Consider the following 858-nt stretch of genomic DNA (forward strand, 5'->3'; position numbering starts at 1 on the left):
GACCAATTGGATCAGTTCGCCGATGCCGCCCGGATGGCCGAGATTGGTCGTCCACTGCTCGTTCAGCCATTCGCCGACGATCGGCATGGTGGCGATCCAGTGCGGCGTCACCGCGCCGTGGCGGTTGGTCTCGATCGCCCACCCGACCCATTCCCGGACCTCGTTGATGGCATAGGTGCCGGCAAGCGCGATCGGCACCACCAGGAAGGTGAGGATGAAGAGGATGGCGAAGGTGGCGGCGATGGTGCGGTTACCGCCGACGGCGGCCAGCAGGCGGCGGTAGAGCGGCCAGCTGGCGAAAGCGATGACGAGGGCGGCCAGAACCGGGAACAGGAAGCCGTGGAAGAAATAGACGCCAGCGGCGACGATAAGCACCAACAGCCAGCGCGCCGCCGACAGCGGCGGGATGACGGCGGCCCTGAGCGGCGTCGACAGGCCGAACAGCCGCTGCCCCGGTTTCTGGATCTCGGTCTGCTTCAAGCGCGCGTTTCTCCCCTGCCCCCGGGTTTGCCTGTGCACCATCATAGTGCAGCAATCGTGACGATAGTCCAAATGATTGGGCGGAGGTCTTCCTTCTCCCTTGCGGGGTGAGCAGCCGGTTCGCCGATGGCGAATTCATCGTGCCAGTGGCACGGTGAAAGGCCAGCAAACGCCGGGACGCCGCGAAGCAGCGGGGACCCGGCCGGGGTGGATCGGCCACCGCCCGGCCCTTCGCAGGCTCAGGGCGTTCGAAGCTCGAAAAGCCAAGCAATTGGCTTTTCGTCCGCTAGCTCGGACCGCTTCTCACCCCACAAGGGGAGAAGGGGGAGCTTCGCTAGCCGAACTTCCCCGTCCTCGGGAAGCCCTTCGGCACCATGC

The 858-nt window shown here is 65.7% G+C and carries 1 pseudogene; it reads right to left on the reverse strand.

Annotated features, from left to right (window positions below):
• Positions 1 to 480 (reverse strand): annotated as a pseudogene (locus EN780_RS35645) (AI-2E family transporter); the annotation flags it as partial.
• Between the last annotated feature and the right edge of the window lie 378 nt (positions 481 to 858).

The sequence above is a fragment of the Mesorhizobium sp. M4B.F.Ca.ET.089.01.1.1 genome, from assembly GCF_004022605.1.
GTDB classification, from domain to species: domain Bacteria; phylum Pseudomonadota; class Alphaproteobacteria; order Rhizobiales; family Rhizobiaceae; genus Mesorhizobium; species Mesorhizobium abyssinicae.